This window comes from Lysinibacillus sp. UBA5990 (assembly GCF_002429815.1).
In the GTDB taxonomy this organism is placed as follows: Bacteria; Bacillota; Bacilli; order Bacillales_A; family Planococcaceae; genus Lysinibacillus; species Lysinibacillus fusiformis.
This window is the reverse complement of record NZ_DJAY01000010.1, coordinates 57,653-80,748: the sequence shown is the minus strand read 5'-3', so window position 1 is coordinate 80,748 and position 23,096 is coordinate 57,653. Positions and strand designations below refer to the sequence as shown.

At 36.1% G+C, this 23,096-nt stretch carries 28 protein-coding genes and 1 other RNA gene; 14 read left to right on the top strand and 15 right to left on the bottom strand.

Annotated elements, in window-relative coordinates; all coding sequences use genetic code 11:
• Positions 1 to 441, bottom strand: a complete 441-nt coding sequence (locus tag B3D94_RS07100; protein ID WP_025115556.1) for a DUF2269 family protein — start codon at positions 439 to 441, stop codon at positions 1 to 3.
• Between the two features lie 171 nt (positions 442 to 612).
• Here B3D94_RS07100 and B3D94_RS07095 point away from each other — a divergent pair, with 171 nt between their 5' ends.
• Together B3D94_RS07095 and B3D94_RS07090 are read left to right on the top strand one after the other, a co-directional pair.
• On the top strand, positions 613 to 1,251 hold the full coding sequence (locus B3D94_RS07095; RefSeq protein WP_175422971.1) for a YfbR-like 5'-deoxynucleotidase: 639 nt from the start codon (positions 613 to 615) through the stop codon (positions 1,249 to 1,251).
• A 103-nt stretch (positions 1,252 to 1,354) separates the two neighbouring features.
• Positions 1,355 to 1,903: a zf-HC2 domain-containing protein gene (locus B3D94_RS07090; protein ID WP_291756058.1), complete on the top strand. Its 549-nt coding sequence runs from the start codon at positions 1,355 to 1,357 to the stop codon at positions 1,901 to 1,903.
• A 23-nt stretch (positions 1,904 to 1,926) separates the two neighbouring features.
• Here the strand turns inward: B3D94_RS07090 and B3D94_RS07085 are convergent, their stop codons facing one another.
• On the bottom strand, positions 1,927 to 2,265 hold the full coding sequence (locus tag B3D94_RS07085) for a zinc ribbon domain-containing protein YjdM (protein ID WP_069479839.1): 339 nt from the start codon (positions 2,263 to 2,265) through the stop codon (positions 1,927 to 1,929).
• A gap of 247 nt (positions 2,266 to 2,512) precedes the next feature.
• On the opposite strand from B3D94_RS07085, the gene ssrS reads away from it, so the two are divergent.
• A non-coding RNA gene (gene ssrS, locus B3D94_RS07080) (6S RNA) lies at positions 2,513 to 2,705 on the top strand.
• 264 nt (positions 2,706 to 2,969) lie between these two features.
• Positions 2,970 to 3,431, top strand: a complete 462-nt coding sequence (locus B3D94_RS07075; protein WP_029986952.1) for a hypothetical protein — start codon at positions 2,970 to 2,972, stop codon at positions 3,429 to 3,431.
• Positions 3,432 to 3,483: 52 nt separating this feature from the next.
• Here the strand turns inward: B3D94_RS07075 and ytxJ are convergent, their stop codons facing one another.
• The 6 genes from ytxJ to B3D94_RS07045 form a co-directional block, all read right to left on the bottom strand.
• On the bottom strand, positions 3,484 to 3,813 hold the full coding sequence (gene ytxJ, locus B3D94_RS07070) for a bacillithiol system redox-active protein YtxJ (protein WP_291756053.1): 330 nt from the start codon (positions 3,811 to 3,813) through the stop codon (positions 3,484 to 3,486).
• Between the two features lie 100 nt (positions 3,814 to 3,913).
• Positions 3,914 to 4,327 carry a VOC family protein gene (locus tag B3D94_RS07065; RefSeq protein ID WP_291756051.1) on the bottom strand — a complete coding sequence of 138 codons (414 nt, stop codon included), beginning with the start codon at positions 4,325 to 4,327 and terminating at the stop codon, positions 3,914 to 3,916.
• 69 nt (positions 4,328 to 4,396) lie between these two features.
• A complete protein-coding gene (locus B3D94_RS07060) occupies positions 4,397 to 5,038 on the bottom strand; it encodes a 3-oxoacid CoA-transferase subunit B (protein WP_069479836.1) in 642 nt (213 codons plus the stop codon).
• Positions 5,038 to 5,745 carry a CoA transferase subunit A gene (locus tag B3D94_RS07055; RefSeq protein WP_291756047.1) on the bottom strand — a complete coding sequence of 236 codons (708 nt, stop codon included), beginning with the start codon at positions 5,743 to 5,745 and terminating at the stop codon, positions 5,038 to 5,040. The genes B3D94_RS07060 and B3D94_RS07055 overlap by 1 nt, the downstream gene beginning before the upstream one ends.
• Positions 5,746 to 5,864: 119 nt before the next feature.
• Positions 5,865 to 6,737 carry a LysR family transcriptional regulator gene (locus tag B3D94_RS07050; protein ID WP_291756045.1) on the bottom strand — a complete coding sequence of 291 codons (873 nt, stop codon included), beginning with the start codon at positions 6,735 to 6,737 and terminating at the stop codon, positions 5,865 to 5,867.
• A 222-nt stretch (positions 6,738 to 6,959) separates the two neighbouring features.
• Positions 6,960 to 7,598 (bottom strand): LysE family translocator, encoded by a 639-nt coding sequence (locus tag B3D94_RS07045; protein ID WP_291756043.1) that lies wholly within the window; start codon positions 7,596 to 7,598, stop codon positions 6,960 to 6,962.
• 166 nt (positions 7,599 to 7,764) lie between these two features.
• Between B3D94_RS07045 and B3D94_RS07040 the strand changes: the two genes are divergently transcribed.
• On the top strand, positions 7,765 to 8,187 hold the full coding sequence (locus tag B3D94_RS07040) for an SRPBCC family protein (protein WP_036122484.1): 423 nt from the start codon (positions 7,765 to 7,767) through the stop codon (positions 8,185 to 8,187).
• The gene (locus B3D94_RS07035) at positions 8,187 to 8,507 is read left to right on the top strand and encodes an ArsR/SmtB family transcription factor (RefSeq protein ID WP_069479832.1); all 321 of its coding nucleotides are present in this window, start codon (positions 8,187 to 8,189) and stop codon (positions 8,505 to 8,507) included. Before B3D94_RS07040 ends, B3D94_RS07035 begins: the two co-directional genes overlap by 1 nt.
• A 35-nt stretch (positions 8,508 to 8,542) precedes the next feature.
• On the opposite strand, the gene B3D94_RS07030 is transcribed toward B3D94_RS07035, so the two are convergent.
• The 4 genes from B3D94_RS07030 to B3D94_RS07015 all read right to left on the bottom strand — a co-directional run bounded on the left by B3D94_RS07030 (position 8,543) and on the right by B3D94_RS07015 (position 12,892).
• Entirely contained in the window at positions 8,543 to 9,322 is a 780-nt protein-coding gene (locus B3D94_RS07030) for a YqhG family protein (RefSeq protein ID WP_069479831.1), read from the bottom strand.
• Positions 9,323 to 9,338: 16 nt separating this feature from the next.
• Entirely contained in the window at positions 9,339 to 10,853 is a 1,515-nt protein-coding gene (locus tag B3D94_RS07025) for a DEAD/DEAH box helicase (RefSeq protein WP_036122476.1), read from the bottom strand.
• A gap of 107 nt (positions 10,854 to 10,960) precedes the next feature.
• Entirely contained in the window at positions 10,961 to 11,824 is an 864-nt protein-coding gene (locus B3D94_RS07020; protein WP_291756035.1) for a helix-turn-helix domain-containing protein, read from the bottom strand.
• 18 nt (positions 11,825 to 11,842) lie between these two features.
• A complete protein-coding gene (locus tag B3D94_RS07015; RefSeq protein WP_291756032.1) occupies positions 11,843 to 12,892 on the bottom strand; it encodes an NAD(P)/FAD-dependent oxidoreductase in 1,050 nt (349 codons plus the stop codon).
• A 532-nt stretch (positions 12,893 to 13,424) separates the two neighbouring features.
• Between B3D94_RS07015 and B3D94_RS07010 the strand changes: the two genes are divergently transcribed.
• The 6 genes from B3D94_RS07010 (at position 13,425) to B3D94_RS06985 (ending at position 17,764) form a co-directional block, all read left to right on the top strand.
• A complete protein-coding gene (locus tag B3D94_RS07010) occupies positions 13,425 to 13,820 on the top strand; it encodes a GNAT family N-acetyltransferase (RefSeq protein ID WP_069479828.1) in 396 nt (131 codons plus the stop codon).
• A 188-nt stretch (positions 13,821 to 14,008) separates the two neighbouring features.
• On the top strand, positions 14,009 to 14,257 hold the full coding sequence (locus B3D94_RS07005) for a hypothetical protein (protein ID WP_069479827.1): 249 nt from the start codon (positions 14,009 to 14,011) through the stop codon (positions 14,255 to 14,257).
• A gap of 223 nt (positions 14,258 to 14,480) precedes the next feature.
• Positions 14,481 to 15,095 (top strand): dienelactone hydrolase family protein, encoded by a 615-nt coding sequence (locus tag B3D94_RS07000; protein WP_083244588.1) that lies wholly within the window; start codon positions 14,481 to 14,483, stop codon positions 15,093 to 15,095.
• Between the two features lie 12 nt (positions 15,096 to 15,107).
• A complete protein-coding gene (locus B3D94_RS06995; RefSeq protein ID WP_291756026.1) occupies positions 15,108 to 16,064 on the top strand; it encodes a LytTR family transcriptional regulator DNA-binding domain-containing protein in 957 nt (318 codons plus the stop codon).
• Between the two features lie 147 nt (positions 16,065 to 16,211).
• Positions 16,212 to 17,060 carry an ABC transporter ATP-binding protein gene (locus B3D94_RS06990; RefSeq protein ID WP_069479824.1) on the top strand — a complete coding sequence of 283 codons (849 nt, stop codon included), beginning with the start codon at positions 16,212 to 16,214 and terminating at the stop codon, positions 17,058 to 17,060.
• Positions 17,057 to 17,764, top strand: coding sequence for an ABC transporter permease (locus B3D94_RS06985; RefSeq protein ID WP_069479823.1), 708 nt, complete (start codon positions 17,057 to 17,059; stop codon positions 17,762 to 17,764). The genes B3D94_RS06990 and B3D94_RS06985 overlap by 4 nt, the downstream gene beginning before the upstream one ends.
• A 17-nt stretch (positions 17,765 to 17,781) precedes the next feature.
• Here B3D94_RS06985 and ldmS read toward each other — a convergent pair whose 3' ends face one another.
• Positions 17,782 to 18,933 carry an L-aspartate--L-methionine ligase LdmS gene (ldmS, locus tag B3D94_RS06980; RefSeq protein WP_291756023.1) on the bottom strand — a complete coding sequence of 384 codons (1,152 nt, stop codon included), beginning with the start codon at positions 18,931 to 18,933 and terminating at the stop codon, positions 17,782 to 17,784.
• Between the two features lie 113 nt (positions 18,934 to 19,046).
• Entirely contained in the window at positions 19,047 to 19,631 is a 585-nt protein-coding gene (locus B3D94_RS06975; RefSeq protein WP_291756021.1) for a GNAT family N-acetyltransferase, read from the bottom strand.
• A gap of 96 nt (positions 19,632 to 19,727) precedes the next feature.
• On the opposite strand from B3D94_RS06975, the gene B3D94_RS06970 reads away from it, so the two are divergent.
• Positions 19,728 to 21,086 carry a PLP-dependent aminotransferase family protein gene (locus B3D94_RS06970; RefSeq protein ID WP_069479820.1) on the top strand — a complete coding sequence of 453 codons (1,359 nt, stop codon included), beginning with the start codon at positions 19,728 to 19,730 and terminating at the stop codon, positions 21,084 to 21,086.
• Between the two features lie 150 nt (positions 21,087 to 21,236).
• Entirely contained in the window at positions 21,237 to 22,043 is an 807-nt protein-coding gene (locus B3D94_RS06965; protein ID WP_291756019.1) for an EcsC family protein, read from the top strand.
• Positions 22,044 to 22,090: 47 nt separating this feature from the next.
• Here B3D94_RS06965 and B3D94_RS06960 read toward each other — a convergent pair whose 3' ends face one another.
• The gene (locus tag B3D94_RS06960; protein ID WP_069479818.1) at positions 22,091 to 23,059 is read right to left on the bottom strand and encodes a quinone oxidoreductase family protein; all 969 of its coding nucleotides are present in this window, start codon (positions 23,057 to 23,059) and stop codon (positions 22,091 to 22,093) included.
• Between the last annotated feature and the right edge of the window lie 37 nt (positions 23,060 to 23,096).

Here is a 23,096-nt window from a genome sequence, read left to right as displayed (position 1 = left end):
TTACCAAACAATTGGCTTTGCCACCATTAGCCATAACATAATGAGCAATAGCAAAATGTACATCCACGTCTTGCGCTGTAATAGAGCAACAAAACGTTGGTGATTGTAAGCTGGTGTATTAAAAGTCCGTAATGTTGGTTTAAACGCTCTGGCTAAAAATACAATGGATGCAAGCATCACGAGGAAAGTGAGAACAATCCACGAAGTACTCCAATGGTAACCGGCATGCCACATTAGTAAAATACCTGAAACTACAAGTACATGTCCTGAATGTTTGACAATGGCTATAGCCCCTTTAAAAGATTCTATATATGGTGGCATTTCACCATTTGAAGCTGTACGCATTTTTTTTACAATCGTTAACACAACGAACAATGGCCCAATCGAAAGAACTGCACTTAAAATATGTATATAAAGAAGAAGCGTATAAATGGAAAACATGATGTGTACTCCCCCTTTCATCAGTCCCCTACATTATAGCATTCAACCTTCGTCTGCTTATTCGGTAATTGTGAATCCTTTGTAAACACAAATTGAATCATTGTTAAATTGTTTGAAAATCTCACAAAGAGGGTATTGTTTATAGTAACATGCACTTATAGAACAAAAGGAGTGATTTTTATAGGAATTCATCAATTTTTTACAAGCCTCAATGATTTAGAACGAATTATTCGTTGCCCTGGGCGATTCAAATTTGAAGAACATAATGTGGCAGCCCATTCCTGGAAAGTATCACAATATGCGATGTTCTTCGCGACATTAGAAGAAATGAATGGCGAAAGGATTGATTGGAAATCTTTATATGAAAAAACAATTAATCATGACTTTGCTGAAGTTTTCATTGGTGACATTAAAACGCCAGTAAAACATGCTAGCCCCGAGCTCAAGCAAATGCTAGCGCATGTGGAAGAAAAGATGATGGAAAAGTTTATTAGCAATGAAATCCCTGAAGAATTCCAGGCCATTTTCTTTGAACGCATGAAAGAAGGCAAGGATAATACGATAGAAGGACGTTTACTTGAATTTGCAGATAAGCTGGACCAATTTTACGAAGCTTTTGCAGAATTAAAGCGTGGCAATACTGATAAAGAATTCGTCTATATGTATCAAAATGCCTTATCTAAGCTTTTAGCCATTCCACTTGAGGCAACTGTCCATTATTTCCGCACTGAAATATTAAAAGACGCCGTACAGGAGAAAACCCATATTGATATTCAAGCATTAACAAATGAAGTACTAACAGCCAAATAGTCAGGTGCATGTACAAGTTTTCCGAATGAAAAGTTCAGGAAGGCTTTTTTTATTTCCTCTAAAAAAATCGTATAATGAAAGGTGATTGAATGGAGGGAGAGTTTTGTCAGAAGATTGCCCAATTGTAGAAGATTTATTACCGTTATATAAGAAACAAATGCTTCAAGTACCAACATTAATATATGTAGAGCAGCATTTAGCAAGTTGTTCGCACTGCCAGCAGCTCTTTAGCTCAAAACCAATTCAAAAAGAATACATACCGGTGAAACAAACGTTATCTTTTTTTCATCTTATATTTATTGTACTTTCTTTCATGTTTGCCATTAATTCATCGTTACTTGGCAATCAAATGGGCTTTGTCATTTCGTATGCCATTTTCGGTTGTCTGTCTTACCTTTTTTATAAAAACATTTGGATTGTTTTTATCATTAGCTCTGTGCCTGTATTTGTTTGGGCGATTATCGACAACTTAACTAATGAGCTCTATATTACCACCTACTCCTTTACAGAATTTGGGGCACTTTTGATGGGAGCAGGCTATATCGCTCTCTTACATACGATTTTTGCCTTAGTGGGTGCGGCCTTTGCCATTTTATTACGCAGAATTTTTAAAATAAATACTAATACAAAAAAGCGCCGAAACATAAACTAATGTTTAGACGCTTTTTCACTGTACTATGCTTTTTTCACAAATTCTGACTTTAATTTCATAGCACCAAAGCCATCAATTTTACAGTCAATATTATGATCCCCTTCTACAAGGCGAATGCTTTTTACCTTCGTTCCTATTTTTAAAGTGGAAGAACTCCCCTTTACCTTTAGGTCCTTAATAACCGTAACTGAATCACCATCAGCTAACAGATTACCATTTGCATCTTTGACAATAAGTGCATCTGTTTCTGATTCCGTTGCGTCCATGCTCCACTCATGCGCACATTCAGGACATACATAATTCGTTCCATCCTCATATGTGTATTCAGAATTACATTTTGGACAATTTGGATAAGCTGACATTTCTGCTTCCTCCCTTTACTTTTTTACTAGATAAATCCTCTATATGTTCCTATCTTTACATAGTCGTCCATAATAAGCAAAGGTTGTTCGTATTTTTTGTTCGTATTTGTGAAAATAATATGAAGCTCCAGTTCATTTCTAAAGGTATTTGTCGCTACGTATTGCATAACTTGGTACACCTGCCCATTGACTTATTTCAAGCAATCATCTTACTTGCATGTTTGTCGATCATGCTTTAATATATCCATAAAGGCTGCATTGTTCGTATAATATTAAGTTTTAACCTTTAAGCTGTAAAAGGGAGTTTTATTATTGGAGTTGGAATGACGGGCCTCACACTACGGTGCATGAGGATAAGCAGGAAAACTTCTGCGAACACCCACTTTGAGGAGTGGTGGTTTAAAACTTTCTATAATAACTACGGCATACGCGGCTTTTTATATTACATTTACTTTTACAGCACCTTAGCCAATATGGTTAAGGTGCTTTTTTATTTATGAAAAATGCATTCTAAATCCCCCATACGTATTTGCCCTACACACCTCCTATATCTTCAATTTTAAATATCCTATTTGTAATAATTTCCTTAAAAAGCCACGTTCATCTAACGTTTTAAATCCTAGTTTTAAAAAGTACATACAACCTTCTCATATTTTGTATAATTCCCATCCATTTTGCGCATATATGGAGTAACAAGGGAGGTAATGATATTGAAAAAGTTAATGTATGTAATGGTATTTGCTTCACTGCTACTAACAGCTTGCGGAAAGAGTGACGATCCAAAAGAGGTCGCAGTAGATCAAAACACTTCCGTTGAAGATATTGTCGGAGCAATTGTTAAAAATGAGTTTACGGTTGAAGAATCCAAAGGTGTTGTCACAATATCAATACAAGATACGGATGTGACAGAAGGTTCGAAAAGTCAGATGCTGAAGGACTCCACTAAAATTTTTGCTGATTTGTCGAAGCTGAAAGATGTAAAGACACCTGCTGTTACTTGGTATGCTCCACTTACTGAACCAGATGGAGATAAAACTATGACCGAAGTATTGAATATTTATTTTAGTGAAGAGGATTATCATAAAGTAGATTGGGCCAATTATTTACAGGTAGATATCGAGTCAACCGCAACGAATTATCATGAAAGTGAAGCTTTAGAGGATTAAGTTTATCGAAACAAAAGATACCCCTCCATGTATAGAGGGGTATCTTTTGTGTTCATTTCATATACAGACTAAGTCCCTCCGCTAACAGAGACTGTTTTATTTTGTAGTGGGTTGCTTGCCAAGTTCCTTTACCACCCTGCAAAATTATAAACTGCGGTGATTCGTGCTTTACCTGTAGATCACATTCTATGGCGTTGGAAACATCACGTTCCTTTTGGACAATGACTACATATTTAGGTAATTCTGTCGATAATGCTTTGAACTCTTTTAAAGCTGAAATGCTACTTATACATGTCAGACTAAATTTTAAGACAAGACATGGCATTTCGTGAGATTGTTCTAACACTTTTCTCCAACTATCTAAAGTTTTAATTCGTTGCATATATAAATACCCCCCTTATAAATTATATACTATGCAGGGTATTTATTCAGACAAAAAAAACACGAGACTACCATTATAGCTCGTGCATTCCTTTTTCTTTTTAAATGCCCTCTGTATTCATTAATACAAGGCGCCAGCCATCAGGGTCCTCAATAGTAATACCCTTCTGCATCCAATATGGATTTTCAGGCTCTACCTTCGGGTACCCCATTCGTGATAAGCGTTTAGCAATGCTATGAATGGTTTCTTTATTTGGAATATAGAGCACTAACAGATTGTCCTTACTTGGAGCAGGACAAGGGCTCCCTTCAACATGTTCTGTAAATTCCAAATGATAGTGTGCATTTGGAAGACCAATCATTATTCCTGTATAGCCACGATGCCCTGAAAAAGAACCAATTTTCTTTAATCCTATGCCATCACAATAAAATCGTTCAATTTCTTCTAATTGATCTGTTGGCCTTGCTACTCTGACCTGTGCAACTGCTAGTTCATTTGTCCATTGTTGGTCCATCCGAAATTCTCCCTTTTTAAACGAGTATAGGATGATACACCCAAGTTGAAAACAGTCCTAAGTCTGAAATTATTGTGCTAAAGCTACATGAAACGAAGCCGCAGTCTTTGCTTCTACTTCCTCTAAAGTAACGCCTTCTGCTAATTCAATAAGCTGCATCCCATCTTTGGTAAAATCAAATACAGCTAAGTCTGTAATTAATCGGTGGACAACACCTTTACCTGTTAATGGGAGTTCACATTGTTTTTTAATTTTGGATTCACCGTTTTTATTAACATGCTCCATAACGACGATGACTCTTTTTGCTCCTACTACAAGGTCCATGGCGCCCCCCATACCTTTGACCATTTTCCCTGGAATCATCCAATTTGCCAGATCTCCATTCTCTGAAACTTCCATACCGCCTAAAATAGCAAGGTCAATATGACCACCGCGAATCATAGCAAATGATTCTGCACTATCAAAAAATGAGGCACCCGGCATAGCTGTTACAGTTTCTTTCCCCGCATTAATTAAATCGGGATCTACGTCATCTGCAACTGGATAGGGACCGATGCCAAGTAATCCGTTCTCTGATTGTAAAAGTACTTCATAATCGGCTGGAATAGCATTGGCAACTAAAGTTGGAATACCAATACCTAAATTTACATTCATGCCATTTTGAATTTCTTTTACTGCTCTATTTACGATTCTTTGTCTTGTATCAGCCATCACGCTTCCCCCTTTTTCACTGTCAAACGCTCAATACGTTTCTCATAACTTTCACCCAATAAAACACGTTGAATGAAAACTCCTGGTGTATGGATATGATCTGGGTCTAACTCGCCAACTTCTACAATTTCTTCAACCTCAGCAATGGTAATTTTACCTGCCATCGCAGCTAGCGGATTAAAGTTACGTGATGTTTTTCTATACACTAAATTACCTAGCTTATCTGCTTTCCATGCTTTAACCAGAGCAAAATCAGCAGTAATTCCTTTTTCTAATATATAGTCTTTCCCATCAAAGACCTTTACTTCTTTGCCTTCAGCAATAGGCGTACCAACTCCAGTAGCTGTATAAAACCCAGGAATCCCCGCTCCTCCTGCACGTAGGCGCTCGGCAAGCGTTCCTTGAGGCGTTAACTCTACCTCTAACTCACCACTTAAAAATTGTTGCTCAAAAATTTTATTCTCACCTACATAAGAGGCAACCATTTTTTTTATTTGCTTATTCGCTAATAGTAAGCCTAAGCCCCAATCATCTACACCACAGTTATTACTGACGACTGTTAAATCCTTCGTGCCCTTTTGCACTAAAGCTGCAATAGCCTTCTCTGGTATACCGCATAGACCAAAGCCTCCTACTGCTAATATATCACCGTCCTTAATATCAGCAACCGCTTCTTCAAATGAACCCCACACTTTCCCATCCTTCATCTCGAAACCCCCTAAAATTGCTCGTTTATTAAGAAAAATTCTACCTTATTAGCATTTTACAAGTAAAGGAATTAATTAGAATACTACTTATTCCAAAATAGAATAAATCGCTATATGTCTTACTTACGTATCGTATTAAGTAATTGTTTTAAGGCATACGATTGATATGTATTTTTTTTGGTGATAATCCCCAAACGCCAGGGCATGTCAAAATTAGCTAAGGGAATCATTTTGACATTATTATTTGTTTGCTTAGCAGCAATAGAATATGGCAGTAATGTTATTCCTAAATTTGATGATACCAGTTCAACTATCAAATCCCACTGTGAACTTTTATAGCCTATATTTGGTGAGAATCCAACACTTTCACATGATTTAATCACATAATCATGTAAAGCGAATTCCTTAGCAAAAATAATAAAGGTTTCATTTTTTAAATCCTGCAATTGTATTTCGTTAAACTGAGCTAATGGGTGTAGTTCATTTATAAATACATAAAATTGATCTTCTACAAATGGCTGAACCGAAAACTTCCTTTCATCCGTCGGTAGTACGACAATACCCATATCAACATCACCGTTTTCTACTAACGTCCCCACCGTTTTTGCACCTCGTTCAACAAGCTCCAAATGCACGTCAGGATATTGTTGATGAAATTCTCTAGCTATTTTCGGAAAAAATAATGTCCCAATTAAAGGTGGAATCCCTAGCTTGATGGAGCCTGTCTTTATATTTAATAAATCATCTAGTAAAATGTGCAGGTCTTGAACGGAACGCATGATCTTTTGCCCCTGTTTAAAGACAATACTGCCTGCATCTGTTAGCTCGACATGGCGTGTAGATCTATTCAATAATTCTACATGCAATGTATCTTCTAATTTTTTTATGCTTTTACTTAGTGAAGGCTGAGATACAAATGATTCATTCGCAGCCTTCGTAAAGCTACCATACTCGACAACAGACATAAATGCTTTTAAATCTCGTAATTCCATAACTATCTTCCCCATTTATTCTTTTTGATGAAAGCCTCAGCAAAATTCTCTTATAGTAATTAATTCTTCTTCATCTATGGTAATCCTTCTAAAAAAATAAGTGCACTGAAACTACAACTTTCATTCAGAAGATATTCCTTTATTTTTCACACACCTCTTCAACAAAAAAATACACCACCTATCATTAGATTGTTACATCTAAATATAGTGGTGTATTGGATATTAGTGGGCCTTTTCCAATGCTAATTTAATGCCGAAGCCTATTAACACCGCACCCGTCAATCCTTCGATTACTGCCTTAGTAGTTGGCCTTTTCATAAATGCACTAATGCGATCTAATAGATAAACATAAAATACAAACCATAACATCGTTAAAGTTGTATATATTAATCCCATGATTAAAAACGGTAGGAATGTTCCACTCGTTCCATCCACAAATTGAGGAAGAAATGTTAGGAAAAATACAGCCACCTTAGGATTCGTCACATTAGTGAGGAACCCTTGCTTAAAGCATGATTGATGTGAGTACTTATGATCCATATGAGCTTCATCCTGCACTTCGGGTGATTGTGCGCGAATTGTCCGTAAGGTCCACAATGTTTTAATACCCAAATAACATAAGTAAACTGCACCAATATACTTTAATGCAGCAAACACATAAGCTGATTTCACAATGATAGCGGAAAGCCCAATGACTGCTGCACACGTATGAATCAATAAACCACCGCAAGACCCTAAAATAGTCTGCAAGCCTCCTTTTCTACTTACAGTCAAGGTATTCTTTGTCGCAATAGCTGTATCTGGACCAGGTAAAATTATGAGTAAAATGCACATAATTAAGAAAACAGAGATGTTCACCATTTTGCTCCCCTACTTTCTGTCAGAAAATTATAAAAATAATTGTAGCATATGTACTTCCTTACAGAAAGATACTAAATTTTTTCTTTTGACATTGACATACAACCATTGGGTGTTATATATTCATAACACCTAATGGTTACATTTTATCTATAAAGGAGATTGACACATGAGCGGAAAATTACCCGATATTGTTAAAACAATTACACTTAATGCACCTATAGAAAAGGTATGGGATACGGTAGCAACTGCAGAAAAAATCGCTTCTTGGTTTATGCCCAATGATTTTCAACCTATTGAAGGTCATGAATTTACGATTCAATCGCCGTTTGGTCCTTCACCCTGTAAAGTTGAACGTGTAGATGCGCCACATTTTCTAAGATTTGCTTGGGATGAGGATGGTTGGTTCGTTACTTTTGAGTTAAAAGAAGTCGGAGAACAAACAGAATTTACCTTAACACATGGTGGCTGGAAGGAAGCTTCACATATTATTCCAAAAGCTAACGCTGCTACTGAAGCCATACGCACAAAAATGGATGGCGGCTGGACAATGATCATCCACCATAAATTAAAAGAAATTGCAGAAGCCTAATGATCCAAGAAGCAATTAAATATGACATTTTTCAGGCAATTGCAGATCCTACAAGAAGAAATGTTTTAAAGCTACTTGCATCTAGTGATCGACCTATCTCTAATATTTCAGAGCATTTTGCGATTAGTCGAACAGCTGTCGTGAAGCACTTAAAAATTTTAGAACAGGCAGAACTTGTGTCTGCTCAAAAAAAGGGGCGCGAAAAGATATACACTTTGCATGGTGAGCGTTTAAAGGAAATTGAGGATTGGCTCCAATACTTTCATTTATTTTGGGACAATAAATTGGCCCAGCTACAAAGCCTGGTGGAAGACAATTAAAAAATGGAGCTGTCTTATTAGGGACAGCTCCTCATTTAAAAGAGATAAAATAATCCTCCATTAATAATGTCAATTTTAATTTTAGATTCGTATTGCTCCTCTAATGCTTTTCTTTCAATTTCATAGCATTCCGGTTTATCCTCTACATCCTCATAAAAATAATCCAATACTCGTTGATCACGTTGCCATCTCTTTTGCGCTTCAATGGCCCACGAATGATCATCCTTTTCAATAATGGATTCCACTGCTGCATTTAATCTTTCAAGAGCACGTACTGGTTTAATTATATATTGCACATGAAAAACATTCTCTGCTGGTTCGGTGTCAAAATCTGAGGCATAAATCGATTCATGAAAATTCTCTTTGATAACACCCGTTAATAAATTAATACCAAATGAATACATCATTTCTTTTGTCCGATCACAGCAATAGGAAACTTTAAAATTAACGCCTAGCCATGGTGTAAGGATAACCTGCCCCATTGCATGATCCACTTTTTCAAATAATTGGACATAGGCACCTAGTTCTCCTGTCGCATGAAAAAGCTGATTTAACCGTGGTGAGCCATAATGAATCACTTCACCAAACAAGTTACCGGCCATAGCTGTCTGATCTGTAATAAAAGTCACTTGAGCTGGGTTTGGTTCACTATTAGTTGCCTCTATATATTGCCAATAAAATGGTCTATTCATAATTCTTTTATCAATATCTACCGTCAACTGCACGGTCAAAGAATGATCCTCTTCCCCTAAAATAGGGCATTCATTTTCGGTGAAAAATCCCTTTAAATACTCATGAACTTGCTGCGGATACATAGTTTCCCTCCTTACCTCATACTGATTTTTTTAAGTTTGTTAAAATGGCATCTAAATCACCAACCACTTTTTCAAACACATCGATTTTGGTATGAAGTAATTCTAAGATTTTTTCTTCAATGGTATTTTCAATAGCAAGATTATATATGTGAACATCATGCTCCTGCCCCAAACGATGGACACGACCAATTCGTTGCTCTAGCTTCATTGGATTCCATGGTAAATCATAATTGATGACATGATGACAAAATTGAAGATTTATTCCCTCTCCACCAGCCTCTGTGGCAATAAGTACTTGTGCTCTTTCTTTGAATAAATGCTTCATATAATCTCGTTTACTTTTATTAAATTTTCCGTTAAACAATACACTTGTAATACCTTTAGAATGTAAATACCATTGTAAGTAAATTTGAGTTGCACGGTATTCTGTAAAGATAATAACTTTATCCTTCGCCTGTTCAATAATCTCAATCGTCTTTTCTGCTTTAGAATTCACTTCTAACGCCATTAGTTTGGCTATAATATCTTCCATTTCTTGTGATTGTCCATGCTCCTTCAGCATATTTGTTAATGTTAATGCTGTAGCTTCCTTGCTACTACACATTTCCTTCTGCAAAGTAATTAATGCAAAAGATCCTTTGTTTTCGAGAGAGCCAAGGAGATCGTAAACTTCTCTTTCTTCTTCCGTAAATGTAATCGGCACAATTTGAACGCAACGATTAGTCCATTCAATACCTGTATCTTCTCTTCGATTTCTCACCATCACCTGATTGACCAATTCCTTCAAATAATCATCATGTTCTAGATGATGCTTACTGGCTGAAAAGGCCGATTGGAAGGTATCATAGTTCCCCAGATGTCCTGGTTTTAATAAGGAAATTAAATAATATAATTCGAAAACATCATTTTGTATAGGAGTGGCAGTTAATAATAAGCAAAACTTTTTCTTTAATCCTTGGACGAACTCATAAATTTGTGTTTTATTATTTTTTAATTTATGGGCCTCATCAATAATAATCATATCGTAATCCTGCTCATAAATACGTTCCCTATGAGGGCTCTTCTTCGCCGTATCCATACTCATGATAATGACGTCATAGCGCTCTATTGGACAATTTTTTTTATAAGCGATAGCAGGTATATGAAATTTTAAATTTAACTCTTCAATCCATTGATTAATAAGAGAAGCTGGCGCTAATATTAACGCTTTCTTCACAAGGCCCCTTAACAGATATTCTTTTAAAATCAAACCCGCTTCAATTGTTTTACCAAGACCTACTTCATCTGCTAAAATGGCTTTTCCATTCATGCGTTCAATGACTGTTTCAGCTGCTTCTAGCTGATGTGCAAGAGGTTTTAAATTTGGTAAATACTTTGTAGCTTGTAGACCTTTGAAATCAGGGATTAATTTCATTTTTACAATATCATAGTTCATCTTATATAATGTCCAGCTATGCCATTGTTCAAGATCATTGACGCGATTGATAAAGCCTTCTTCCCACTCTGACGACCTCTCTATTTTCATGATCATCACCCCACCATGTCAGTATTTCTACTTAGGTTGTCCAAAAAAGTTAAAGCTATGTTCGATCTATACAAAAAACACCCAATGAATGTAATTTTTTCATCGAGTGTTTGTTAATTCATCTGTTTGCGGAAAATACTAGGTGATAAACCTGTCACCTTTTTAAAGACACGACTAAAATAAAAATAATCCGTATAACCTACTCGATCAGCTATTTCCTTTATAGAAAAATCAGATGACCTTAATAGCATTTTAGATTTTTGGATACGTAAATCAGTTAAATAAACATGGGGACTGACACCCATTCTTTTTTCAAATACATAGCTCAATTTTCTACGATCCCAATTACATTCATTAGCTATATCGTTCACAGTAATATTCTTTGTAAAATTTTCTTGTATATACGTCAAAATGGATGCTATGTTTTGATAGCCTTTCACCTTCATCAATAAAATTATTTCCTCTAAAATATTTAAAAAGAGTACTTTGGATTGAAGAAATGATAAATGACTACCCTTTTGATTTGTTTCGATTAATTGTTGCACGAGGTTCATTAATTTCATGTGCTCTACAATCTGTAAAGGAAAATGACTATTATAAAGAGGAAGTTTCGCCTGTTCTTCATCAGATAGGTGAAAGTAAATGACTACATATTCTAATTTGGCCTCATTTGCAGCTAAGAATTGAATGGGAAAATTCGGACCAACATGGAGGATCCTTCCTTTTTTTATGCGATAATTAGTGCCTTCAATTTTAACGTCTCCTATCCCATTGAATGGGAAGATAAGTCTAGCTACATTTTCCTTCGTCTCGCTAGTCTCAGCAACCATTTCTGAAGAAATCTGGCCAGTAGTGACAGACGTAAATGTTAAAGGTGCCATTGTATAGAATTCTATAATTTCTTGCGTATTGATACTGAATAGCTCCCTTCCTATAGCATGTTTTAAAACAACAAGAAAGGAACACCTAAAATGCATTAGTGCTCCTAAGATTGATTATTTTAAGCTTTCCTGTAATAGCTTGCGATTACGTTGTTTGAAAATATCATTATGGGAGGATACAATACCGCCATCAGAAGCATCTGGCTGAATATACTTCTTCGCACTATTCACTGCGTGCAATGCATCATGAAAAGCTGCTGCAATTAAATGGATTTTGCCATCATGGTGCAAAATATCTCCTGCCGCATAAAGACCCGGAATAGATGATTCACTATTTATAGTACCAGCTATGAAATAGTCGTTTTTACGTTCAATTGCTAATGGACTATTATCTAATAGCTCTTTATCACGTACATAGCCATGACTAATAACAACTTCATCGATAGGAATTTCCGTTACAGTAGCCATTTCATGGTTTGTTAAAGCAATTGCTTTAATCATTCCTTCTTGATCATCTGCAATTAATTTTGTAATTTCAGAATTATAATGGCATTCAATCGCACTATTCGTAAGCTCCGTAATTTGAGCCTCATGTGCAGACAATTGATCTTTCCGATACGTTAAATAGACCTTTGACGCCACTTCCATTAACTCTAGTGCCCAATCTACCGCTGTATTGCCGCCACCAGAAATAATGACCGCTTTATTTTTAAATTTTTCATAGGATTTAATAGTATAGTTTAAATTAGATACCTCAAATCGTTCAGCTCCCTCAATCTCTATTTTTTGAGGATTAAGGATGCCTCCACCAATAGCAACTATGACCGTTCTTGAATAATGGATATTCCCAGACTCGGCTGTAATAACGAAAATACCCTCTTCGTTTTTAGCAATTGATAATACCTTTTCATCTGTATAAATAGAAGGATTAAATGTTAAGGCTTGCTCTACTAACTGCTTAATGAGTTGGCCACCTGAAATTGGCGTAACGCCCCCAATGTCCCAAATCATTTTCTCTGGGTAAACGTGGATTTTCCCCCCAAGCTGCGGCTGTGATTCAATTAGCTTCGTCTTCATTTCACGTAAGCCACAATAAAAGCTAGAATATAACCCTGCTGGTCCTCCACCAATGATCGTTACATCATACAATTCTTGTTCAAACAATACTTAACACACCTTTCGTTTATGTTTATTTCCTATCTCAACAATTAGGCTGCGGCATCAGCTGAACTACAACCCCTACTGTATACTTTTCATCTTATAAAAATGCTTATTATTTCCTTACTCCCCTATTATACGATAATGATAATCATTATCAAGTAAAACTTCCCCTTTTCAAAGCTATTTTGTCAATTCTTACTATTCTTTAAATCATTTTTATATCGTAATTCCATCGACCATGCACTCTCAAACTAACATTAATTGCTAGTTTTAATATGTATGAAGTATAAAAAATAGCTGTCCTGGCAGCAGACTGCTCCTTAGCTATACGGTGTGCTTTGCTCCAATAAGAGATAGAGGTTCAAACAATTGGGCCATATAATTGAACACTACTTTTAAAAGATCTGGATATTTATGTTAACATATAGGTGAAATTGTGAAGAATTGTTCTTTAACTAACGGGGGCAGTTTAGTTGAAGAAGACAGCTCTATACTGTAAATGTAAAATCAATGAAAAGTCAAAGGGGGATAACGAATGAATATACAATTTTTAAGTTTTTCTGAAAGACCAATTAAAGGCACTGAACTTATGATGCTTTATAAAGACGCAGGTTGGTGGGAAGAAAGAAAAGAGAAAGATATTGAAGATATGTTAAAACAGAATATTTCAATTGGTGTGTGGATTGACGATAATCTTGTAGGCTTCGCAAGAGCTGTTTCAGACGGTAAATTCAGGGCGTACATTGAAGATGTAGTTATACATAATGAATTTCAAAAGGCGGGAATAGGAACGAAACTTGTATCAAAATTGTTGGACGAACTTTCCCATATTGATGTAATTAGCTTATTTTGTGGAGAAGGATTAATTTCGTTTTACGAGAAAAATAACTTTAAGTTCAGTAAGTCTCAATATGTAATGCATAAAAAATGAAACATATCCTTTTATCTTCAATAAGGTATTCAACAATTGGGCGCGTTTATTTAGCATCTTTTTATTCTAAAAGGCCATATTGCTGAATAAAGGAAATTGATCCATGGTTGTTGAATATAGGACAAGTTTTCCAAACACTTTAAAAGTTAATACGTAAATGCGTTAATAATTTTGAGGAGCTGAAAAATTTGAAAATAGAAATTGAAGTTAGAGCATTTGGAGGAATTGAAGTTCATGGAACAGAAGATGCTTATAAAGGTATTGAATTAATGCGTGTACATAAACTTTCTAAAGATACAACATTAGGTGAAGTAGAAAATCTATTATCTACGCTATTTCAAGAAGTAGAAAATGGTTATAACAATCCAGAACAATGTGTGGGCAAAATTACAATTCGAGCAAAAAAGGAAAATGGTGAAATTGTATTTTTAGGTTAGAAATTTTGTTGACAGTAAGACACAATTGAATAAAAAATAAGATTTTCAACAATCGGATGCATTCGTTGAATAAGAAACTAAATAAAGGGACCACACATAATTAGATATAACTAAATTGTGTGGTCCTTTTATTTTCAACACTTTCCCCCATCTAACCATAAATTATTCTAGTAACACAAAAAACAAATCCATAAATTACTAAAATATACGTAAACGTTAGTTTTTGATACACTATTGGAAAAAGCCAAAAGGGGTCGTCATGAAAAGAAAAATTTTTATTTTACATGAAATATATGGCATCAATCAATTTATCAAAGAACAAGCCCAATCTTACCTTGACGAGTATACCTCCGTTTGCTGTGTTTCGCTTTATCCAGAAGGAAAATCCTTTTCATACAAACAGGAACAACAAGCTTATGATTATTTCTTACATACAGTCGGCTTTGACGCACCTCTTGAGATGTTATCCAAAAAACTACTAGAGGCATGTGAAAAGTATGATGAGGTAGTGCTAATTGGATATAGTGTAGGTGCCACATTAGCCTGGAGATTATCAACGCTCCCCTTACATCGAGTTATTTGTGTTTATGGCTCACGAATACGCCAATTCTTAGATGTCCAACCATCATGTCCAACTTTGATCATTTTACCTAGCTATGAAAGTAGCTTTGATGTGAATGCAATAAAACAGGAACTCGGACATAAATTCAATGTTCAGACAGAGCAATATCAAGGACATCACGGTTTTATGGATACTTATAATTCCAATTTTTGTCCAGCTAGCTACTTGCAAGCACACGCAAAGATCTTAAACTTTTTACGAGTAGAACAACATTAGGAGGAACAAACAATGGAACAACATCTAGATATTTTGGTTGACCCATATATTGAGGGAGGTAATGTGATTTATCCGAGTTTTCCTATTTACTTACAACCCGGCATGATTATCGGCATCTACACGGATGTTTCTAAAATACATACTTTAACGCAATGGTTTATGAAACGAGACCATACATTTACATATTTTCGCGAAAGTGCACTCTATGAACGCCTTACTGTTCGTGAGCATATACGTTTTTATTTAAAATTATTTAAACGCCCAACTAATGAGGTTGAGGATTTATTAAAGCTATTTAGCTTAACTGATCAAAGAAACATTCGAATTAGTAAGCTTTCTACTAGTGAAAAACAGCGATTAAAGTTATCGGGTACATATCTTCAGGAAGTGTCTCTTCTTGTATTAGAAGAACCCTTTCAAAATATCGATGAGTTTTCTAAGCAAAATGTCCAACAAATACTAAAAACACTCACTGAAAGGCAAAAAAGCATCATTTTACTTTCTAATAATCTAGAAGACTTAATGATTGCAAGTACTACTATACATAGATTAGATGGGGCCGGCTTACATACCTTGGATGTTAAAGAGGAAGAAGTAGAGCAAACACTTCCCCATCTTGAAAATTCACCGATTCGCATTGATAAAATTCCAACAAAGAAGAATGACAAGATCATTTTATTCAATCCACCAGAAATTGATTATATTGAAAGTGTGGAAGGTATCGTTTCTATTAATGTTGCAGGTGAAGCCTATCCATGTACACTATCACTGAATGAGCTAGAGCAAAAACTGACACCATTCGGCTTTTTCAGAAGCCACCGTTCATACATTGTTAACCTACAAAAGGTTCGAGAAATCATTACATGGACACGCAATAGCTATAGCCTTGCACTCAACAGTACTGATAAAACCGTTGTGCCTTTGTCGAAAAATAAACTAGCAGATTTAAAGGAAATACTCGGAATTTAGTAGATTTCCCAGGAAATAAACGACTCCTGTCACCTTCTATATTGTTTCGTTGATGGTCTTTTTTCCGCCTCTCATCTAATTTTTGCTGTGAACCTTTCACTTGTTGTTTATAGTTTAGACATCAACAACAAAACAGGAGGCTTACACATGAACGCAGTAATTGATGTACAGCATTTGAAAAAAACCTTTAATAAAGAAACCGCACTACAAGATGTTTCCTTTACTATACAAAAAGGAGAAATATTTGGTTTCCTTGGTCCGAGCGGCTCTGGAAAAACAACTACTATTAAAATATTGACTGCGCAAACTGAAAAAACTGCTGGAAATGTTCTATTATTTGGACAGCCAGCAGCTGACATGAAACAAAGTCAAAATCGTAAACGTTTTGGCATATTAACAGATAATAGCGGTTTGTATACTAGGTTATCTATTGAGGAGAATTTATTACTCTATAGTAAGCTATATGAGCTGTCAGTTACTGCAGTTAAAGAAGCTCTTGATTTTGTGAACTTATATGCTGATCGCAAAAAGAAGATTAGTCAGCTATCAAAGGGAATGATTCAGCGGGTTACACTGGCTAGAGCTATTATGCATAAGCCCGAATTATTATTTTTAGATGAGCCTACTTCTGCCCTTGATCCTGTCAATACAGAACATATATATAATGGTTTACGAAAACTGAATGCCATGGGGACAACGATATTTTTAACAACACATGACATGAGCGAAGCCGAAATACTTTGTGACCGAGTTGCTTTTCTGCATAAAGGGAAAATTCGAGCAATTGGTGCTCCAAGCGACTTGAAGCAGGAATTTGGCACCGATTCTATGACTGTTGAACTTACAGATGGTACACAAGAAGTTATTCAAAACGGCGCTCAAGATGCTCAAAAGCTGTATCAATGGATGCAAGCCAACGTCGTTACTCGAATCCATACAAATGAACCAACATTAGGCGATATTTTTATGCAAATAACAGGGAGTGATTTAGTATGAATATTTCAATGACAAGAATTCAAGCTATATTAATGAAAGATTATAAGGAATTTTCACGTAACTATGCTGTGTCTTCGATGGTACTCTTGCCAATAATTTTGGCATTTTTATATAACCAATCAGGTGCATCCTCTATCAACGCTTTTCTCTTACCTATTAATATGACGTTTTCAATGGTAACGGCTTATATACAATGCTGTTTAATTGCGGAGGAGAAGGAGAAAAATACATTGCGCAGCCTGATGCTCTCCCCTGCCTCACTAGTAGATATATTAATTGGTAAAAGCTTATTTGTTCTTATCGTAACGATGATCGTGGTGGCTATGTCTATTTTTATTGTCGGATATAAACCATCTAACCTACTCATTTTAGCGATTTCATTAATACTTTCTACTGTATTTTATATTGCACTTGGAACGATTTGTGGATTATTTTCTAAGTCTATTATGGAAGGTTCCATCATTGTTTTACCGGTTATCATAATTTTCTCTTTTGGCCCAATCGCCCTAAATTTTGCTTCTACTTATCCAATCCTAAAGATTGCAGAATGGTTACCAAGCTCACAATTATTACAATTAGCAGAAGCATTAGAAGGTAAATATTCAATGACAGATGTTTTCATTCCTATGATTACGATAGTTGTATGGTCTCTATTTTCTTGGTTTCTTGCTGCATTTATTTATAAAAAAAGAATGGTCGATTAATGACCATTCTTTTTTTACTATAATAGTTCCTGCTCAAGTTTTTCAATCTCGCTAAGTTGATCGGCATACCATATTCCAACGAATCTAGAGGGAACAGGTTCATCAAAATAATTCCCGTCATAAAATGATAACGGAAATAAAATTTTCTGTTCAACAAACTTCTTAATGGTTTGAAAGAAAACTTCATTTTCCTGTGGACTTTGTGCAACATAGGAGGCAAATTTATTGATAGGCTTACCTAAAGTATCATGAAACATTAGCATTGAGGTGGATCCATTTTGGCGGAAATTCAAATCAATAGCCTGAACATCACCAGCCTCTGTGACAATTAAATCAAACCCTGCCACACCAACGAAACCTTCTGCAACACCTTGCTCCATAATATGTCTTCCTACTTCGATGACCTTTTCAGGAACTTCATCTACTATAATATTACCGTGATAAATACCGTTTTCATCGGTAATTTGTTGAGACGCTCCTAAATATTGGATACCTAGCTCCTCGGAGTAGACAAATTGACAGCTATAATTGTCCTTTGTCTGTAATAACTCCTCAATAATTATGCTCTCCGTTCCAGTCATTCGAAATTGCCGCAGACCTTCCGTCAGTTCCTCTTTATTATGGCAAATGATGACTCCATATCCTCCAGAGGTTGGGGAATCATCGCCCGGCTTAAGTACCACAGGCGGTTGCCAATTTTTGATGGCATCTGAGAGCCTATAGGTTTCAACATTTAAACGACTCGGAACAAATTTGCTATCGATTAAATGATCAATATATGCTTTTGAATTCAATTCATTAAATTTCTCGGCATCCATCCAATAGCATTGACGGTCCATATGTTCCAAGTCATGTATATATTGACAAACAATCGTTTTGTCGTCTTCACACCAAGAACGAATATGAGCTAAATACTCCGCCTGTGTGTCATAACTAAAAGGCTGTTCTACCCATGGTAAACCTGTTAATCGATGTAGTTCCTGAGCTTTTTCAGTTTGGGTAGCTCGATGCACCAATACAGGAATATCCGCAATTGCTACTTCTCTAGAGGTTAGGGCATCCAGCTTATGGGGATCGTCCATCATCCATGGATTATCACTAAACGGCGTTCTTGGTGTATAAACTGCATTCTCACCATAGATTTGTCTTAGCGTGTATTTTGGTTTCAAGTAGATTACCCTCTTTCAATTTTTAAGTACTCTACCCTTCCCCTTATTTTTTGACACTTTTTAATAGAAAAAAAAGCCTTAGCGGCCAATAAAAATCCATTAAAACCCAAATATTAAATAGATTCGCCTAATAATTGATTTAAGTGAATTTTCACCTGCGGCCACTCCTCTAACGTAATACTATACATGACTGTATGGCGAGTGGTTCCATCTTTACGAATCATATGATTCCGTAATACCCCTTCCTTTGTCGCTCCTATACGCTCAATAGCTTTCTGAGACTGACTATTTTCAAGATCAGTTTTGATTTGAACTCGCTGTAAATGAAGGGTTTCGAAACAGTATTGTAATAATAGGTATTTACAATTGGTATTAATAGCAGTACGCCAGTAGGCTGGTGTCAGCCATGTTGTTCCTATTTCAACCCGCTGATGTGTATCATCTATATCCATAAAACGTGTAGACCCTATGATCTCTCCCGTCTTTTTATCCACAATAACAAAAGGAAATTCTGTTTTATTATGCCGCATTAATAAAGCATTTTCCACAAAGTTATTCACATCCACCATTTTTTCGATCGTTGTGGACATATGTGACCAAATTTCTGGATAACTCGCCGCCTCTAATATCCCCGATAAATCATTTAACTCTAAAGGCTTCAGTTTAACTATTTCATTTTCTAATGCAATAAATTCCATGATATATCACTCCTTTTTTAATTATTTAACGGTAAAATTGATATGATAGAAAGTACCAATTATTAAAAACCACACCATACCAGAGGAGGTTATCTTGTGGAGCTATCCATTTCATTGACAGGAGATTCAGCCAAATACATACAGATTTATGAAGAAATTAGGCAGTCCATTTTAGCAAGAAGGCTTTTAAGTCATGAGCAATTACCCTCTAAGCGAGCTCTTGCGCGAACTCTCGATGTAAGTGTACATACTGTAAAGGAGGCTTATGAACAATTACTGGTAGAAGGTTATGTTTATAGTAAAGAGCGGTCGGGTTATTTTATTGCTCCCTTTGAATTTGACTGGGTACAAGAGGAACAGCAGCATGAGACTCCTCTAGGGACAATCATATCCAATGACATTCAGTATGATTTTCATAACGGTCATGTGGATAACGAGGCTTTTCCCTATTCACTTTGGCATAAGCTCCTGAAAAAACATGTAAACAAGAATAATTTATCCACAAGTCCTTGGGCAGGAGAAGACGTTTTACGATCTGAAATTGCGCGCTATGTACAACGTTCACGTGGCGTTGTTTGTAATGTCTCTCAAGTGTTTGTTTATGGTGGAACACAAAGTCAACTTCAAGCTCTTAGTCTCTTTTTTGGTCCCCGGAGTAAGGTCGGAGTAGAAGAACCAGGTTTTAAACGGGTACATACTACTGTACGACAATGTGGATTGTCTACAGAGGCCATCCCTGTGGATAAAGCCGGTATAACGCTTCCTTCAAAAACAATTCACATGTTATACACAACACCAGCTCATCAATTTCCTTTAGGCATGATTATGACCGTAGAGAGAAGAGCCGCCTTGTTGCAATGGGCAAATTTGAATAATGCATACATTATTGAAGATGACTATGACTCAGAATTTCGTTATAAAGGGCAGCCAATCCCCTCTTTAGCAAAAATGGACCAGCTTCAGCGAGTTATTTATTTTGGAACATTTTCTAAAACGTTGCTGCCTTCTTTGCGAATCAGTTATATGATTTTACCAAAGTCATTAATTGCATCGTTTAATGCCTTTAACCATGAACAAAAATCAGTTGTCTCCAGAGTAGAGCAACTTGTTTTAGCTGATTTTATTGCAGAAGGTCAATTTGATAAGCATTTAGCGAAAATGCGAACAGTTTATCGTAAAAAACAACAAGCTCTACTAACTGCTATCTCCACTCATTTTTCGGAGGAATTTCAAATCATTGGTGAAAAATCTGGGCTACATATTGTGATGAAGTTACCTAATAGACTCTCTGAGAAAAATGCGATTCAACTTGCTCAAAAGATCGGAATTCTTGTCTATCCATGTTCTACTTCCTATCAGCATGGTACAGATGATACTTTAATCATTTTAGGCTACGGGGGACTGACACTTCAGCAAATAGATGAAGGTATTGCACTCCTTGCTTCTGTCTGGTAAAAACATGTCATTTTATTAGATGATCAGAGTCCATTTGTACATGACTTTATTTTCGACACAAAAAATATACAGATGAATCGAGGCAAGGCGAAACCTTATACTTTTTTTTTCGTATGTAAAGTAAATGAACACATAAGGGGATAGACATTAATGGAGAACCGTCAGCTATTAGAGCAGCACTTGCAGGAAATTCAGGTTTGGGAAAAGGATCAAAAGGATTTATGGTTTTGGGAGAAACTAGGTAGAATACCGTTTAAGTTGTTAGATAAAATGACGCCTACTTTTATTCAAAATAAAATTGCAATATTAGTCGATGAATTAGGGAACTACATACAATCCGGTGGAAAATATTTAATCAATGAACAAGCTATGATTCAAAAAGTCCGTAACCATTCTGCCACAGAGCATATTTTGGGCATTTCAGATATTGGTCAAATCCCGTTAGAGGATATGATTACTCTTAGTGATAAATTGCAAAATGAGCGTGTAAAGTTTGCAACTGTTCAAGGGGCTTCTACTGGGTTTGGCGGAATATTTACCTTGGCTATCGATATACCTGTTATTTTAGGAACCGCACTGAAGACATTGCAAGAAATTGCTATTATTCACGGCTATGACCCTAACGATAAAATGGAGCGTATTTTTATTGTGAAATGCCTGCAATTCACATCAGCAGATATTGTCGGTAAGGAAGCCATCCTACAGGAGCTTTCCACTATGAATAGTACTAATAAAGCTACTGATAATATGATTTCCCAGCTACAAGGCTGGCAGGAGGTATTTTATACGTATCGGGACCAGATGGGCTGGAAAAAACTGTTTCAGATGATACCTATTGCAGGTATGATCTTCGGCGCATATGCAAATAAAGGAATGATTCAAGATGTTGCTGAAACGGGTATTATGCTATATCGAAAAAGACGAATTTGTGAAAAACTAAATGAATTAGACAGTTGATGAAGAGAGATGGCGCTCTTCCTATGAGCGTCACTCTCCCCTTTTTTCTATATTTTAATTACTATTTTTCCCTGATGCTGACGACTTTCCATCAGTTCATGAGCCTTCTGCATATCCTCTAATGAAAATACTTTAGCAATGGGCACTTGAAAACTATCCTCTTTTAATAAAGAAAAAATATGTTGAGCGACCTGTTGTAACATTTCCGGTCTTAAGTCCCTAGTCGTACCAAGACTAAATCCTTTTACATTACGACAGCTACTATGTAAATCCGATGTTTTAATAGTTCCTGCCTTGCCTCCACTATTGCCGAATTGTACAAGTGTGCCATACGGTGCTAAGCAAGTTAAGCTTTCCTCCGTTATAGCTCCCGCAATCGAATCAAAGATAATATCGACACCAAGGCCTCCAGTAAAGCCTCGTACATGCTCACTAAATTGATCGTATGTAAGAACATGATCTGCCCCAAGCTGATAAGCTATCGATGCCTTCTCCAAAGTACTTACAGTTCCAATAATTTGTTTAGCGCCTAGCTTTTTAGCCATTTGAATAAGCATTGTTCCTACCCCACCAGATGCAGCATGAATTAATACCGAATCATTTTGACTAATAGGTGCTATCTGATTTGTTAAGATGTACGATAAAAACGATACAGTTGGCACAGCTGCTACCTTCTCTAGTGGTACATCATAGGGGACTTTAAAAACCAATTGTTCCTTTGCTACGACATACTCTGCATAAGCACCATTTGTCGGAAATGCAATGACCTGGTCCCCCTTCTGAAAATTGCTGTTTTCATTAAAAACCGCTTCTACAATACCTGCAACGTCTAACCCGAGAATCATTGGAAAATTCCCTTTAGCCTTATTACCTGTACGGTTTTTAATATCTGCATAGTTCACACTCGTATAGATTGTACGTATTAGGATTTCTCCTGTAGAGATTGTAGGCTTTGGATAATCCGTATATGTTAATACATCAGACGTACCAAATTCATTTATTACTATAGCCTTCATTTTTCTCTCCCTCCTTGTTATAGTCGAATTATAAACT

Bases quoted from the DNA above. Each gene is read 5' to 3' on its own strand.
- B3D94_RS07100 (WP_025115556.1), bottom strand. From the start codon at position 441: ATGTTTTCCATTTATACGCTTCTTCTTTATATACATATTTTAAGTGCA.
- B3D94_RS07085 (WP_069479839.1), bottom strand. From the start codon at position 2,265: ATGTCAGCTTATCCAAATTGTCCAAAATGTAATTCTGAATACACATAT.
- B3D94_RS07075 (WP_029986952.1), top strand. From the start codon at position 2,970: ATGATATTGAAAAAGTTAATGTATGTAATGGTATTTGCTTCACTGCTA.
- ytxJ (WP_291756053.1), bottom strand. From the start codon at position 3,813: ATGCAACGAATTAAAACTTTAGATAGTTGGAGAAAAGTGTTAGAACAA.
- B3D94_RS07065 (WP_291756051.1), bottom strand. From the start codon at position 4,327: ATGGACCAACAATGGACAAATGAACTAGCAGTTGCACAGGTCAGAGTA.
- B3D94_RS07060 (WP_069479836.1), bottom strand. From the start codon at position 5,038: ATGGCTGATACAAGACAAAGAATCGTAAATAGAGCAGTAAAAGAAATT.
- B3D94_RS07055 (WP_291756047.1), bottom strand. From the start codon at position 5,745: ATGAAGGATGGGAAAGTGTGGGGTTCATTTGAAGAAGCGGTTGCTGAT.
- B3D94_RS07050 (WP_291756045.1), bottom strand. From the start codon at position 6,737: ATGGAATTACGAGATTTAAAAGCATTTATGTCTGTTGTCGAGTATGGT.
- B3D94_RS07045 (WP_291756043.1), bottom strand. From the start codon at position 7,598: ATGGTGAACATCTCTGTTTTCTTAATTATGTGCATTTTACTCATAATT.
- B3D94_RS07040 (WP_036122484.1), top strand. From the start codon at position 7,765: ATGAGCGGAAAATTACCCGATATTGTTAAAACAATTACACTTAATGCA.
- B3D94_RS07035 (WP_069479832.1), top strand. From the start codon at position 8,187: ATGATCCAAGAAGCAATTAAATATGACATTTTTCAGGCAATTGCAGAT.
- B3D94_RS07030 (WP_069479831.1), bottom strand. From the start codon at position 9,322: ATGTATCCGCAGCAAGTTCATGAGTATTTAAAGGGATTTTTCACCGAA.
- B3D94_RS07025 (WP_036122476.1), bottom strand. From the start codon at position 10,853: ATGATCATGAAAATAGAGAGGTCGTCAGAGTGGGAAGAAGGCTTTATC.
- B3D94_RS07020 (WP_291756035.1), bottom strand. From the start codon at position 11,824: ATGCATTTTAGGTGTTCCTTTCTTGTTGTTTTAAAACATGCTATAGGA.
- B3D94_RS07010 (WP_069479828.1), top strand. From the start codon at position 13,425: ATGAATATACAATTTTTAAGTTTTTCTGAAAGACCAATTAAAGGCACT.
- B3D94_RS06995 (WP_291756026.1), top strand. From the start codon at position 15,108: ATGGAACAACATCTAGATATTTTGGTTGACCCATATATTGAGGGAGGT.
- B3D94_RS06990 (WP_069479824.1), top strand. From the start codon at position 16,212: ATGAACGCAGTAATTGATGTACAGCATTTGAAAAAAACCTTTAATAAA.
- B3D94_RS06985 (WP_069479823.1), top strand. From the start codon at position 17,057: ATGAATATTTCAATGACAAGAATTCAAGCTATATTAATGAAAGATTAT.
- B3D94_RS06975 (WP_291756021.1), bottom strand. From the start codon at position 19,631: ATGGAATTTATTGCATTAGAAAATGAAATAGTTAAACTGAAGCCTTTA.
- B3D94_RS06965 (WP_291756019.1), top strand. From the start codon at position 21,237: ATGGAGAACCGTCAGCTATTAGAGCAGCACTTGCAGGAAATTCAGGTT.
- B3D94_RS06960 (WP_069479818.1), bottom strand. From the start codon at position 23,059: ATGAAGGCTATAGTAATAAATGAATTTGGTACGTCTGATGTATTAACA.